This window comes from Vitreoscilla sp. C1 (assembly GCF_002951955.2).
Taxonomy (GTDB): Bacteria; Pseudomonadota; Gammaproteobacteria; order Burkholderiales; family Neisseriaceae; genus Vitreoscilla; species Vitreoscilla stercoraria.
The window spans coordinates 1760179-1774911 of sequence record NZ_CP019644.2 but is presented as its reverse complement, the minus strand read 5'-3'; the positions used below and the strand labels follow the sequence as shown (position 1 = coordinate 1774911).

At 44.2% G+C, this 14733-nt stretch carries 12 protein-coding genes; 5 read left to right on the top strand and 7 right to left on the bottom strand.

Going from position 1 to position 14733, the window contains the following annotated elements:
* Positions 1–136 precede the first annotated feature (136 nt).
* Entirely contained in the window at positions 137–394 is a 258-nt protein-coding gene (locus ADP71_RS08715; protein ID WP_104932008.1) for a DUF2513 domain-containing protein, read from the bottom strand.
* 196 nt (positions 395–590) lie between these two features.
* On the opposite strand from ADP71_RS08715, the gene ADP71_RS08710 reads away from it, so the two are divergent.
* The 4 genes from ADP71_RS08710 (at position 591) to ADP71_RS08695 (ending at position 3415) form a co-directional block, all read left to right on the top strand.
* On the top strand, positions 591–1076 hold the full coding sequence (locus tag ADP71_RS08710; protein WP_019958184.1) for a Fur family transcriptional regulator: 486 nt from the start codon (positions 591–593) through the stop codon (positions 1074–1076).
* Entirely contained in the window at positions 1052–1993 is a 942-nt protein-coding gene (locus ADP71_RS08705; RefSeq protein ID WP_019958183.1) for a CobW family GTP-binding protein, read from the top strand. Before ADP71_RS08710 ends, ADP71_RS08705 begins: the two co-directional genes overlap by 25 nt.
* A 128-nt stretch (positions 1994–2121) precedes the next feature.
* Positions 2122–3060, top strand: a complete 939-nt coding sequence (locus tag ADP71_RS08700; RefSeq protein ID WP_019958182.1) for a 3-hydroxyacyl-CoA dehydrogenase NAD-binding domain-containing protein — start codon at positions 2122–2124, stop codon at positions 3058–3060.
* Positions 3061–3205: 145 nt separating this feature from the next.
* Entirely contained in the window at positions 3206–3415 is a 210-nt protein-coding gene (locus tag ADP71_RS08695) for a copper ion binding protein (RefSeq protein ID WP_104932007.1), read from the top strand.
* A gap of 64 nt (positions 3416–3479) precedes the next feature.
* Here the strand turns inward: ADP71_RS08695 and ADP71_RS08690 are convergent, their stop codons facing one another.
* The 6 genes from ADP71_RS08690 to dnaA all read right to left on the bottom strand — a co-directional run bounded on the left by ADP71_RS08690 (position 3480) and on the right by dnaA (position 14359).
* Complete coding sequence (locus ADP71_RS08690) at positions 3480–4466, bottom strand: cation diffusion facilitator family transporter (RefSeq protein ID WP_171461081.1); 987 nt, start codon at positions 4464–4466, stop codon at positions 3480–3482.
* A gap of 18 nt (positions 4467–4484) precedes the next feature.
* The gene (locus ADP71_RS08685) at positions 4485–7733 is read right to left on the bottom strand and encodes an AAA family ATPase (RefSeq protein ID WP_171461080.1); all 3249 of its coding nucleotides are present in this window, start codon (positions 7731–7733) and stop codon (positions 4485–4487) included.
* On the bottom strand, positions 7730–8959 hold the full coding sequence (locus tag ADP71_RS08680) for an exonuclease SbcCD subunit D C-terminal domain-containing protein (protein ID WP_171461079.1): 1230 nt from the start codon (positions 8957–8959) through the stop codon (positions 7730–7732). The genes ADP71_RS08685 and ADP71_RS08680 overlap by 4 nt, the downstream gene beginning before the upstream one ends.
* Positions 8960–9123: 164 nt before the next feature.
* Positions 9124–11511, bottom strand: a complete 2388-nt coding sequence (gene gyrB / locus ADP71_RS08675) for a DNA topoisomerase (ATP-hydrolyzing) subunit B (RefSeq protein ID WP_171461078.1) — start codon at positions 11509–11511, stop codon at positions 9124–9126.
* Positions 11512–11587: 76 nt separating this feature from the next.
* A complete protein-coding gene (gene dnaN, locus ADP71_RS08670; RefSeq protein ID WP_019958176.1) occupies positions 11588–12694 on the bottom strand; it encodes a DNA polymerase III subunit beta in 1107 nt (368 codons plus the stop codon).
* 15 nt (positions 12695–12709) lie between these two features.
* Complete coding sequence (dnaA, locus tag ADP71_RS08665) at positions 12710–14359, bottom strand: chromosomal replication initiator protein DnaA (protein ID WP_155970445.1); 1650 nt, start codon at positions 14357–14359, stop codon at positions 12710–12712.
* 237 nt (positions 14360–14596) lie between these two features.
* Here dnaA and rpmH point away from each other — a divergent pair, with 237 nt between their 5' ends.
* The gene (rpmH, locus tag ADP71_RS08660) at positions 14597–14731 is read left to right on the top strand and encodes a 50S ribosomal protein L34 (RefSeq protein WP_019958174.1); all 135 of its coding nucleotides are present in this window, start codon (positions 14597–14599) and stop codon (positions 14729–14731) included.
* Positions 14732–14733 lie beyond the last annotated feature (2 nt).

The following is a 14733-nucleotide window of genomic DNA, read 5'->3' as shown; positions in this document are numbered from 1 at the left end:
ATAGTTTTAAATATAATACACATTCATATAAACAAGCGTCCTGTAAACTTTACAGGACGCTTGTTGGTTTAAATACAGATTATATTAATTCAATATTTTAGTATTTAATGGTAATGTAGCTGCATGCCTGTTTATTTCATATTGGTTCAGCGCGAAGGCTGTCTAAGAACTCATGTCCTTCCCATGTCATATTGATGATGTTAATATATTTTTCATTGCCATTAGACATCTTTTTACCGCTGATGAATTCCCGTTCGTATAATAATTGGCAATGATAATGAATTTGTTCAGTGCTAAATTTCTCAATTTTAATTTGATTGGATGGAAGGGCGGCTGAGCCTTTCTCTTCGAGTATTAATAATATGGCATAAATTAAATTCCAATCACATTTCATATTGGCTCACTGGTTTAAAAATTAATGAAGTTAAAGTCTTTTTAAATTAAAATCAGATAGATTGATGGTTATTATAAAAGAAACAATGAGTCTGATATGTTGTTAAGTATCAAAATCATCCTTAGTGATTTGTCAGAGCAAGGGTGAAGCGGTATCATCTTTGGTTTGTGATCTATCTTGAAAAGGCTGTTTTGATTTGAATCCGAATCAGTTAAAGCAACAAATTTTGGCCAATTGTCGGCATCATAAAGCCCAAGTCACTGCATTGCGTGAGCAAGTCTTGGATTTGATTTTGGCAAAACATGGTGTCATTAAAGCATATGACATTTTGGCACAATTACAGGCTGCTGCTACTTCTATTGTGGCGCCGCCGACGGCTTACCGTGCTTTGGATTTTTGGGTCGAGCAAGGTGTTTTGCACAAAGTGGCAGCGGTCAATGGTTACATTGTGTGCCGCCATAGTGGTGAACACGAGCATCATGCCAGTGGACATTGTACACATGAGCCGCATGAGCAAGCGATTATTTTAGTATGCACACAATGTCATTCAGTCGATGAACAAAGAACACATGAATGGCAGCAATTACAACAAGGCCTGCAACGCACAGGTTTTCAATTAGATGACGAACACGTCGTATTAACAGGAATATGTCAGCAATGTCAGCAGCAAAACCCGAATTAAATACTATTGTCCATTTGTTCTCAGGATTCTTGGGAACGGGTAAAACCACCGCTATCAAATCTTTGTTGGCTCAAAAACCCGAACATGAAAAATGGGTCATTATTGTCAATGAGTTTGGAGAAATTGGCATTGATGGCGCGGTTTTGAGCGGAGATGAAGTGCCTGTGGCAGAGATTTCAGGCGGTTGTTTGTGTTGTGTGGCGGGACCACAAATGACTGTGACTGTGACCAAAATGTTGCGTGAAAACCGTCCTGATCGTTTAATCATTGAAGCGAGCGGTTTGGCGCATGCGGCCAGTGTGATTGATGAGTTGAACACACCACCATTGGCCAATTCTTTGACCGTTGGCGCGGTGTTTACGGTGGTGGATCCGAGCCAATTTATCGATTCTGATTTTAATTTGCAGGCTTTATACCAAGACCAAATTGGTGTGTGTGATGTGTTGGTGGCGAGCAAAGTGGATTTGTGCAGTGATGATGTGATGAACCGTTTTCGTGAACGTGCGGCAAAATTGTTCCCACCTAAGGCTTTTGTTGCTGAGGTGGACAATGCGCAAATGAAATTGGCATGGCTCGATACTGAAGTGATACAAAAACCACGTTATCGCATCACCTCTTTGCCTGACAATACGATGGGTTATCAAACTCAAGGTTTTACTTTCCCGCACACCAGTGATTTTGACGGTGAGCGTTTGACCCAATTTTTTGATGCGTTGCCAAGCATGACTGAAGGATTGGTACGTGCCAAAGGCGTGTTTCGCGTTTTGGGAACGCATGTATGGCTCAATTGGGTGGATGGTCATTGGGGTGCCAATCAAGTGTCGTGGCGACGAGATAGCCGTTTTGAGTTGATTGCCAAATCATTTGATGCGGATAAAATTGAAAAAGCGTTACAGGACGCTTTGGAACACCGTTAAATAAGAATCACAACAGGTCAGTGGGTGCTGACCTGTTTTTTTATGTCTGCGTTTTGAAACAAAATCATCATAAGGCTTTTCTGCAAGCCCTTAACAAAAATCTTTTTACATTTGTATGAGGAATTTCTATGCAATTTGAATCTATTAAAACAGTAGCGATTGTCGGTTGTGGTGTGATTGGAGCCAGTTGGGCGGCTTTTTATTTGGCAAAAGGTTTTGATGTGGTGGCCTATGACCCCGCAGAAGGTGCGCAACAGCGTTTGCAAGAATGGGTCAACACATTTTGGCAAGATTTGAGTGAAATGGGTTTGGTGGCAGGAGCCAGTTTAAACCGTTTGCGTTTTGAAACCGATTTGAGCCAAGCCGTACAGCATGCGGATTTTGTGCAAGAAAATGGTCCTGAACGCTTAGAATTGAAACAGGCTTTGTATACGCAAATGGACGCTGCCGCACCTACACAGGCGATTTTTGCGAGTTCTTCTTCAGGCTTGAAAATTTCAGACATTCAAAGCGTGTGCCAGCATCCTGAACGTGTGGTGTTAGGACACCCGTTTAATCCGCCACATTTATTACCGCTGGTAGAAGTCATTGGTGGTGCGCAAACCGATGCGGCGGTGGTGGAACAAACCATGGCGTTTTATCAAAGCTTGGGTAAAAAAGCGATTCGCATTCACAAAGAAGTGCCCGGACATGTTGCCAACCGTTTACAGGCCGCTTTGTGGCGTGAGGCGTTTTATTTGGTCGAGCAAGGCGTATGTTCGGCACAAGATGTTGATACGGCTATTACTGCAGGACCGGGTTTGCGTTGGGCATTGTTGGGTCCTTATTTGAATATGCAATTGGCGAACAATGCAGGTTTTGCCCATGCGATGGAACATTTGGGTCCACCGATGACCTCTTGGTGGAATGATTTGGGTTCGGTGACCGTGGATGAGGCTTTGATTGATACTTTGGATACCCAAGTTGGTGCTTGGTTAGAGAGTTTAGGCGGTGTGAATTTGCGCCAAGAGCGTGATACGGCTTTGCTGGGATTATTGAAATTGCGTGAAGCATCTCAGCTACCATAATAGTTTAAGATAATTTAATATATTGCTGGTATGCGTACCTCTTTATATGCAGTTATGATATGCTCAAAGCTCAAGCAGTCGCCATTCATATAATCAATGGTGATTGTCAATACACCACGTTAATGGCATTGTAAAGGATTTTAAAATGAGCAGTAGCATCTTGAAAGTACAAGGAGTGACGTGCCAACATTGCGTTAAAGCCATTGAAAAACGTGTGAGTAAGCTCGATGGCGTGAGTGCGGTAGCTGTGAACTTGGCCAATGCGCAAGTGGATGTGCAATTTGATGAAAGCAAGGTCAGCTTGGCCAATATCCATGATGCGATTGTGGATGAAGGTTATGTAATCAATGATTAAATAAGTGAATGCCAAAGTTTGAACCATGAAAAAGCGACTTTTAAAGTCGCTTTTATTGATGGGGTTAATGTGTATGAGAATGTTCGTGTGTGGTTTCGTCATGTGAGTGGGAAGGGTTTTGGGATGCGGTGTGGCTGCAAAGAGCAGCTTCGTCATGCCCATGATGCAAGCTTTCGGCTTGCAAGGTCACATGTTGAACGCCTTGCGCTTGTAATAATTTTTCTAAACGGTGCAATACTTCTTGTACTTGGCTGATGCGTACATCTTCACGCATCACCAAGTGGCAAGTTAAAACGTGTTGACCGCTGGTAATGCTCCACAGATGCAAATCATGGATGTTGGCGATTTCAGGTTCAGACAACAGCGTTTGGCGGATGGCATCCATGTCTAAATTTTTGGGCGTGCCTTCCATTAAGACATGCAATGCCTCTTTCAGGACGCCATAGCCGCTTTTTAAAATCAAAATCGAGACCAACACACTGATTAATGGATCTGCCCAAGCCCAGCCGTAAAATTTTACTGCCAAAGCTGCAATAATGGCTGCCACCGAACCCAATAAATCGCCCAAAACATGTAAAAAAGCCCCGCGCATGTTCAAATTTTCTTCGGTATCACCACCTTTGAACATCATCCATGCCACAACAATATTGACGATTAAGCCGATAGTCGCGATGATGAGCATGCCTGTACTTTGTATGGGTAATGGATTGACAAAGCGACCTATCGCCTCGTAAATCACCCACACCGCGACCAAAATCAAGGTCAAGCCATTTAAAGCTGCCGCCAAAATTTCGAACCGTTGGTAGCCAAAAGTTTTGTTGGCATTGGCTTGTTTGCTGCCAAATTTAAAAGCCAATAAAGCGATGCCCAAAGCGATGGCATCGGACAACATATGTCCCGCATCTGACAGCAAGGCCAAACTGTTGGTCAATACGCCGCCTACTGCTTCAATCACCATATAGCCGCTGATGATTAAAAATGAATACCACAATATTTTTTGATTGTTGGTATGAGCGTGTCCATGATGGCTGTGGTCGTGGGAATGTGCCATAACAGCGTCCTGTAAAAGTTACGACAAATGGCTGATACCACTGCCTCGCAATGAGCTGACACCACCTTGACGTGGTTCAACCTGAATTTGGGTGCTGATGCGCTCTTTCAAAGCCGCAACGTGTGAAATGATGCCAATCATCTTACCGTCTTGTTGCAAGCTTGCCAAAGCATTCAAAGCCACCTCTAGCGCATCTTCATCCAAAGTGCCAAAGCCTTCGTCTAAAAAGAGTGATTCTATGCGAGTATTGTGACCTGAAAGCTGCGACAAGCCCAAAGCCAGTGCCAAAGACACAATAAAGCTTTCTCCACCAGAAAGATTTTTAGCCGACCGCACTTCATTGCCTTGAAATTGGTCAATGACATCCAATTGCAATAAAGCCTCGCTGTTTTGTTTGAGCAAATAACGCTCATTCATTTTTTGCAATTGGCGATTGGCTTGTTGCACCAAATGGTTGAAAGTCAGACTTTGCGCAAACACACGGTATTTTTTGCCATCGCTGCTGCCTATCAATTTGTAGAGATTTTGCCAACGTTGACACTCTTGCTGCATGGCTTGGATGCGTGCGTGGTGTTGGGCGAATTGCTGCTTGGCTTGCTCTTGTTGCTGTATTTGCTGCGCTAAAGCACCGATACGCTGGTTTTGGCTTTGATTTGCGTCCTGTAAACTTTTTAACTGTTGTTGTAACGTAGACAAATCCGTATTTTTGAGCGTCTCCATATTCAAAGCATCTAAAGCAGCTTGGTTGTGATGCATGCTTTGTTGCAATTGAATATGGGTATGCTCCCATTGTTTTTGTTGGGTGCGTAGCGCTTCCATCATATGCAAACTCAAGCATAAGCTTTGCCACTGCGCTTCGTCTTGAAATGCATGTTGTACCAGCAATTGTTGCCATTGATGCTGGGTTTGCTCCAATTCTTGTTGCCAAGATTGGGCTTGGGCTTGGGCATCGGTTAGGCGTTGTTGGGCTTGTGTGAGTTGATTGAGCGCCAGCTGCCAAGTTTGGTATTGCTGCTCTTGCTGCTTTTGAGCGTCCTGTAACATGGTTTGCCATCTATTTTGGGCTTGTTCTATGCTTTGCGTTCCCAATAATTGTTGGCGTTGTTGCTGTAAATCTTGTTGCTGATTTTGGCTGTCTTGCATCTGGGTTGCCAATTGTTGCAAGCGTTCACTATCTTTTTGCAATTGTGGCAATAAGTGTTCAAGGTCTTTGTTTAACAAAGCCAATTTTTCTTTGTAGCTTTGTTCTTTTTGAGCATGATTTTGATATTGTTCGATGCGTCGTTGTAGTTGCTCAAAAGCTTTATTCCAATCAACATGTTCAGGCAAGCCTATTTCTTGCCATGAGTGTTGCAATTGATTGAGCAGATGATCGGATTGTTGTTGGGTGTTTTGGATTTCTTGGTGAATACTGAGCAATTGGATACCCCACTCACGTTGCTCTTGTTGCAATTGTTGGGTTTGTATTTGTTTGAAATCGTATTGTTGTTTGAGCGTGGCATAATTGGTTTGTTTACCGTGAATACGGCGCTCGTGTTCTTGTAGATGTTTAAAAAAACTGTCTAATTCTTGTAAGCGTTCTTGGGTGGCAGACATGCTTGGAATCACATGTTCATTGTGAATATAAGGATGGCTGGTCGCACCACACAAAGGGCAGGCGTCACCATCGCTTAGATGCTGGCGTTCGGCTTCAAGTGATTCAATTTTGTGTAGCAATCTTTGCTGTTGTAATAATAAATCTTGCTCGGTTTGGTATTCAGAAATGGTTTTGTCGCCCAGTAACAGCGCAATGGCTTGCTCTTCTTGCGTAATTTCTTGTAATAATTGCTGTTTGCGATCAAATGTGTGATGAATGAATGTTTGCAATTCGTGTTGCGAACTTTCATGTCGGGCAATATTTTGTTTGAAAAAATTTTGTTGTTGTTGCCAAGACTCCAGTTTAGACGCCAAAATTTGAATGTCTTGCCATTGTTTTTGCCCTGTCGGCAGCCATTTTTGGGCTTGCGACAAATATGGATGTTCGTTTGCCCAATCATGAACCGCTTGCAATTGTTGCTGTGCTTGTTCACATTGTTGACGCAAATTGATTTCGGCTTGTTGCTGTTGTTTATGATGTGTTTTTAAATCTTGTTGCTGCGCAGTGATTTGGTTTTGTTGTTGTGCTTCTGATCGCAAAGCCGCATCTAAAACCGCTGCGTGTTGCCATTTTTTTTGTTGAGATTCCGTTTGTTGAGCATGTTCTTGGTATTGTTGCAGTGTCTTTTGGTAATGCGTCAGCGCAACATCAATTTGTTCTTGTAAAGGTGGCAATGCATTTTGTAATTGCGCCATATCGGTTTGAGCCGTATTTTGGCGTTGGCGCAAATGTTCTAGGTGTTGAAAATCCGCTTGCAACACTTGCGCTTTTTCAGCGACCTGTAAACGCTGTACATCTGCTTGCATCGCTTGTTGGGCTTGTTCGTGAGCTTGCCATTGTGCGGTCAATAATTGCTGTTGCGTGTGCAGTTTGGCGTGTTGTTCGTGGGTATGAATGTGTTGGCGTGTTTGCTCTAAGGCATGCTCGGTTTGGGCATTGTCTTGTTGGGTTTGCTGCCATTGTTGCTGAATGTCTTGCAAGGCTTCTTCGTCTAACAAAACCACCGCATTGGCAGCGGCCTGTAATAGTTGCAACTGGCTTTCAGCTTCGCGCTTATTCATATGCACTTGCTTGGAAATGGTTTCGTAGATTTCTGTGCCTGTGATTTGCTGCAACATATCAGAACGTTCATCTACGCTCGCTTGTAAAAAAGCAGCAAAACTGCCTTGAGCCAACAAAACTGAGCGGGTGAAGCGTTTGAAATTCAAATGGGTGATGTCTTCGATGGCGGCAATGGTGCGGCTTTTCTTGTCTTCAATGATGTTGCCGCTGATGGCATCGGCCAATTCGTGTTTGCTGTCTTGCAATTTGCCGGTTTTGAGCTTGCGTGCGCGGGTTTGGCTCCACGTACTGCGGTATATTTTGTCGTCTACTGCAAAAGTCACTTCTGCCAAACATTGTGCTTGGTGGCGTGACATGATTTCATTTTCGCTTTTGCTGATATTGGCTAGGCGTGGTGTTTCACCAAACAAGCCTAAGCAAATGGCATCTAAAATAGTCGATTTACCTGCACCTGTGGGACCTGTAATCGCAAACAAACCGTTTTGTACATAATCTTCATGTTCAAAATCAATGTGCCACTCACCGACCAAAGAGTTGAGGTTTTGGAAACGCAAACGTAATATTTTCATGAATCAGCATCCTGTTGCTGAATTTGTTGTAACACCTGTTGGTGGCTCAGACGCAAAGCGGTTTTTTCAGTATCAGCAATGTCGTGTTGCTGCAAACAAGCATCAAACACTTCTTCTGGGGTCAAATCGGGTAGGGCGTAAACCTCGGTTTGGTGTGGTAAGACTTGGTGTATGAATTGGCGATTGTGTACACGTAAAATCGTCACCACACTGTTTTTCACCAAATCATGCAATTGTTGGCTCAAATCCGCCACCATTTCATTGCCTTGGTAAACCGCTTCAATATAGATAGGCTGCGCTTGGGCTATCAAATATTGTAATTGTTGGCGCAAGCTCGCTTCATTGCCGGTAATGCGTTTTAATACATGAAACACAGGAATGTCGATGCAATGAATTTGAGGTGAGCGTGCTGTAAAAGTCACTGACACCACTTGTTTTTGTTGTCCAGCCTCGCCAAAACCCATGGCAATAGGAGAGCCGCAATAACGAATGTGTTCGGTCTTGGTGACGGTTTGTGGCACGTGCAAATGACCCAATGCCACATAATCAAAACCTGCAAACACATCCACGCCAATATGAGCGAGCGTGCCCACATACAATTCACGCACACCATCGGCATCTATCGTCACGCCGCCTTGGGTGAACAAATGCCCCATCGCGATGATGGGAATGTCTGCTGCCAGTTGTTCACGTATGTTTTGGGCATGTAGATAAATGTTTTGGTAATGCTGACGTATGCCTTGTAATAAAGCTTGTTGTTTGTTGTCTATGCTTTGGTTTTCTAAATTCAAACGCACATCTCTATCACGCAAATACGGTACGGCGCATACAATGGCCATTGGTGTATGGTCGGTGTGCCGCAATACCAAGACTTCATCTTCCAAATGTTCGGTCGCAGCGCCAATCACCGTTACGTTCAAGGCGCTTAATAATGATTTGGGCGCATTCAAAAAGCTAGCCGAATCGTGGTTACCACCGATAATCACAATATGTTGACATAAATTTTCAGCGGCGCAATGGGCTAAAAATTGGTAATACAATTCTTGGGCAGCATGATTGGGTGTGATGGTATCAAACACATCGCCTGCAATGAGCAAAACATCGGTATGTTGAGCTTGCATGGTTTGTTGTAGCCATTGTAAAAAGGCTTGAAATTCAGCGTGGCGGTTTTGACCATACAATTGACGACCCAAATGCCAATCTGAAGTGTGCAAAATATGAAGCATGGCAGCCTTTGAAAATATTGAATAAAAATATTATGTGAGCATGTTGTATAAGCTTAACAGCATTGTGAATGCTTTCACAACATGCTGAAGTTCTTATCCTAAAAATATAAAAAGCGTCCTGTAAATATTCTTACAGGACGCTTGATGACAAGAGATGCAAAAGATTAGATATCGATTTCGGCGGTCAACGCATTGCTTTCAATGAAGGCGCGGCGAGGTTCTACTTCATCACCCATTAAGGTGACAAAAACTTCATCAGCAGCAATGGCATCGTCGATTTTCACTTTCAACAAGCGGCGCACGTTCGGATCCATAGTGGTTTCCCACAATTGTTCAGGATTCATCTCACCCAAACCTTTGTAGCGCTGAATCGATAAACCACGTTGTGCATCGGCCAATAACCAATCCAAAGCTTGGGCAAAAGAATCGACAGGGATGGTTTTATCACCTTTGTGCAAAACCGAACCGCTTTGAATCAAGTCTTTCAAAGTGACCGCCATTTGTTTGATGGACTGGTAATCTTTGCTTTCCAAGAAACCTTGGGTCAAATAAGTGACCATGGTATTGCCATGCAAACGGCGGGTGATTTTGATTTTGCCAAAGTGTTGCTCATCGCCTGCAATCGCATCAAAATGGATATCAGGGTCGGTAACATGTTGCTTTAACAACGCCTCGGCCTGTACCAAATCTTCGTTGGTGGCAAAGGAAATCTCAGGCATGTAAACCAATTGTGTCAACACAGCATGGTCTACTGCACGGCTTTCGCGATTGATAGCGCCACGAGTGAGCATGAATTGTTTGGCAATAGTCGCCAATGCTTCGTCTTCTAAGACTTGTTCGCCTGAAACAATTTTGGCGTTTTGCAAAGCGGAATTGAGCAAAAATTGGTTCAATTCAAAATCGTCTTTCAAATAACGCTCTTGCTTGCCGTGTTTGGCTTTGTACAACGGTGGCTGAGCGATATAAATATGACCACGCTCGACCAATTCTGGCATTTGACGGTAGAAGAACGTTAACAACAAAGTGCGAATGTGTGCGCCATCGACGTCGGCATCGGTCATGATGATGATGCGGTGGTAGCGCAATTTTTCGATATTGTATTCGTCTTTGCCAATGCCACAGCCCAAAGCGGTGATTAAGGTCGCCACTTCTTGGCTGGCAAGCATTTTTTCAAAACGGGCTTTTTCCACGTTCAAAATCTTGCCTTTTAAAGGCAAAATGGCTTGGAATTTGCGATCACGCCCTTGTTTGGCAGAGCCGCCCGCAGAGTCACCTTCGACCAAGTACAATTCTGACAAAGCAGGGTCTTTTTCTTGGCAATCTGCCAATTTGCCTGGCAAGCCCAAACCGTCCATCACGCCTTTGCGACGGGTGATTTCACGTGCTTTGCGCGCTGCTTCGCGCGCACGAGCGGCATCCACGATTTTACCCGTGATGATTTTCGCTTCGTTTGGATTTTCTTCCAAAAATTCTTTTAAGGACGCATTGATGACTTCGTTGACCAAAGGACCAATTTCGCTGGAAACCAATTTGTCTTTGGTTTGTGAGCTGAATTTCGGATCTGGTAATTTTACCGATAACACGCAAGTTAAACCTTCGCGCATGTCGTCACCCGAAGTTTGTACTTTGGATTTTTTAGAAATGTCGTTGTCGTCAATGTACTGATTCAATGTGCGTGTCATCACTTGGCGCAAAGCGGTTAAGTGTGAGCCACCATCGCGTTGTCCGATGTTGTTGGTGAAGCACAAAACTTGCTCTTGATAAGAGTCGTTCCATTGCATCGCTACTTCCACGCTCATGCCATCTTCAGATTCTCCTGTGGCGTAGAAGATTTTTTCATGCAAAGCGGTTTTGGTGCGGTTGATGTATTTGACAAAGCCCGCGACACCACCTGAAAACGCAAAATCTTCATGGCGACCATCACGTTTGTCGAGCAACTCAATGGCCACGCCATTGTTCAAAAATGACAATTCACGGATGCGTTTTGCCAAAATATCAAAATTGAACACCACTTTGCCAAAGGTCTCTTCGCTGGCTAAAAAGTGCACGCGCGTGCCTTTTTTCTCGGTGTCGCCAATCATTTTGGTTGGTTGCACCGTTTCACCACGGTTAAACTCAACAAAATGTTCTTTGCCATTGCGATAAATATTGAGGGTCAACCAATCGGACAAGGCATTGACCACAGACACGCCCACGCCATGCAGGCCGCCTGAAATCTTGTAAGAGTTGTTATCAAACTTACCGCCTGCATGCAAAATCGTCATGATGACTTCAGCAGCCGAGCGGTTTTCTTCAGGGTGCATGTCGGTTGGGATGCCGCGACCGTTGTCTTCCACAGAAATGGAATTGTCTGCATGAATCGCCACAGTGATGTGGTCACAATGGCCTGCTAAGGCTTCGTCGATGGCATTGTCCAATACTTCAAACACCATGTGATGTAAACCACTACCGTCTTGGGTGTCGCCGATGTACATGCCCGGACGCTTGCGTACTGCGTCCAAACCTTTTAATACTTTGATACTGTCGGCACCGTATTCTTCTGGTTGAGTCATAAGTCACTTTTTCTCTAAATCAATAAACCACAAAGGCGTCCTGTAAAGGTTTACAGGACGCATGACTTCACAAAGTTTAGATGCGCATTGGCATTACGATGTATTTGAAGTCAGGATTGCCTGGAATGGTAAATAAAGTTGATTGGTTGGCATTGCCAAATGCCAATTGGAAATCTTCTACTTGTACGTTGCGCAATACATCCATCAAGTAAGTGATGTTAAAGCCCACTTCCAAAGCTTCGCCTTGGTAAGCAATTTCTAAATCTTCTTGCGCTTCTTCTTGTTCGTTGTTGCTACACAAAATGCTCAATAAGCCTGGTTTGACTTGCAAACGCACGCCACGGAATTTCTCATTGGCTAAAATAGCAGCACGCTCCAAAGCACCTAATAATAAAGTGCGATTGAGCAAGAAAATTTTGTTGTTGTCTTGTGGAATCACGCGCGTGAAATCAGGGAATTTACCATCAACCACTTTGGACACAATCACCGTGTCACCACTGATGATGCGCACTTGGTTAGACAACAATTCAATGCTGATTTGTGCATCAGGATTGCCCAATTGTTTGAACAATTCCAAAATGGTTTTGCGAGGGACGATGACTTCGGTTTTAGGCAAGTCAGCGTTTTCCAATGACACACTGGCCAAAGCCAAACGGTGACCATCGGTTGAAACCAAGCGCAATTGATTGCCTTCGGTTTGCAACAACAAACCATTCAAATAATAGCGAATGTCTTGAATGGCCATCGCGTATTGCACTTGTGACAACATCAATTTTAATTGGTCTTGTGGTATGTCAAAGCGTGCGCTGATTTCTTGCGCCACGTTCATGGTCGGGAAATCTTCGGCAGGCAAGGTTTGCAAATTAAAACGTGATTTGCCTGCAGTCAATGTCAAACGGTTGTCTGCCCAGTCCAATTTGATAATGGCACTTTCAGGCAAAGCACGCAAAATGTCTTGTAACTTTTTAGCGCTGGTGGTGATGCGAAAATCTTCGGCATTGGTTGCAGGACCTGAAGTGTTGATTTGGATTTCCAAATCGGTTGCCAATAATTTGGTTTGACCTGCTTGTGCTTCAATCAACACATTCGACAAAATCGGCAAAGTGTGACGGCGTTCTACAATGCCGGTCACGGTTTGTAATGGTTTTAATAATTCGTCGCGAGTTGCTTGTAAAATTAACATAAAGTCATCCCTGATTTATTTTTGTAACATGGCAGACAAGTAATCATAATCTTGTGCCAATTTGGCATCGCCGTGTTTTAAGTCGTGTATGGTTTTGTGGGCGTGCATCACAGTGGTGTGATCGCGTCCACCAAAGACATTGCCAATGGAAGGCAAGCTTTGTTGGGTCAAATCTTTGGCCAAAGCCATCGCCATTTGGCGTGGTCGAGCAATAGGGCGAGAGCGTTTTTTACCCACCAAGTCGGCAATTTTCAATTGGTAAAAGTCGGCAACGGTTTTCATGATGTGCTCGACGGTCAATTGGCGCTGTGCCTCAACCAAAATATCTTGCAAGGCTTCGGTGGCTAAGGCAATGTCAATCGGTTTATGCTGGAACAAGCTGTGTGCCGCCACGCGTTTGAATGCGCCTTCCAATTCACGCACGTTAGAGCGAATGTGTTGGGCGATGAAAAATGCGGCTTTTTCTTGCATTTGCACATTGGCCATTTCGGCTTTTTTTTGCAAAATCGCCACACGCATTTCCAATTCAGGCGGCTCTAATTCGACAGTCAAACCCCACGAAAAGCGGGATTTCAAACGGTCATCCATATTTTTGATATTGGCAGGCAAAGTATCACACGTCATCACCACTTGTTTTTTACCATCTAAAAGGTGGTTAAACAAATAGAAAAATTCTTCCATGGTGCGGTCTTTGCCTGAGATAAATTGCACATCATCAATCAATAGCAAATCCAATGAATGATAATGTTTTTTGAATTCATCAAACGAGCTAGAACGAAACGCTTTCATGATGTCGCGCACATAGGTTTCGGCATGAATATAGCGAATTTTGGCACGCGGGTTACGTTGGTAAATGCGATTGCCTATGGCTTGTATCAAATGGGTTTTGCCGTAACCTGTCGAGCCGTAAATAAAATACGGGTTATACATGCTTGAGCCTGGATTTTCAGCAATGGTTTGCGCGCCCGCATATGCCATGCGGTTGCCTTTGCCTTGTACCAAGGTTTCAAACGTGTAACTGGAATTCAAACGGGTTTGTTCGGCATGGCTGCCAATGGCTGGCATATGGTCACTGGCAGATTTAATGATGCTCGGTGCACTGGGAGTGACAATCGGTGCTTGCGTTGGCAAGATGATACCGGCATTGCTAAGCGAGGTGCTGCCGCTGACTTCATTGGCGCGAGGTTTGCGTGGGCGCTCTAAATTTCGCTGAATAATGTCTTTGGCGCTCATGCCGCGACCTGATGTGGGTGCAGGTGTTGGCATGGGACCATCAATCACGTCGTCAGGCAATAAATCATCGGCAAACAAATCGTCAGTAGCCGCTTTTGCATTGACCTTGGCAGGTGTTTTTGGGCTGGTTTTTTGTGGTTGAGGCGTGGCAATCGGCGCAGTCGTCATTAAAGGTGCGCTGGCGATAGCCACACTTTCACCTTGGCCAATTTTTAACTGTAAGCCTGGGCTGTCTTGAGTCAAAGCGGCGACGCTCGCCTCAATGTGTTGCCAAAAATGGCTTTTGACGAAGCCAAATACGAAGTTGTTTTTGGCATACACCGTCCAAGTGTTGTTTTCGTTGCCTATGGTCAACGGAGCAATCCACATTTGGTATTGCTGACTGGAGAGGGTGTCACGCAAAGCAAGCAGCGCATGTGGCCATACGGCCATAAATTGGCTTAAATCGGCTTGGAGCATAAGTGATTTAGAGTGTTCTGGATGATGTTACAGGACGCTACCCAAGAAAAAACAAGGGGTAGCAATAAGAGGCTATTATAGCTGATGAGACACTATTTATCCACAGGCGAATGTGGATAAATCAGGTATAAAAGCATTGACAAAGCTCATAAAATCCTTTGTAATAGCACGTTTATTTATCGTCAGATTCCATTTTTAAGGAAGCAACAAATGAAACGCACTTTCCAACCTTCTGTTACCAAACGCAAACGCACTCACGGTTTCTTGGTTCGCTCTAAAACCCGCGGTGGTCGTGCTGTATTGGCAGCTCGTCGCGCTAAAGGCCGTAAACGCTTGGCTGTGTAAGC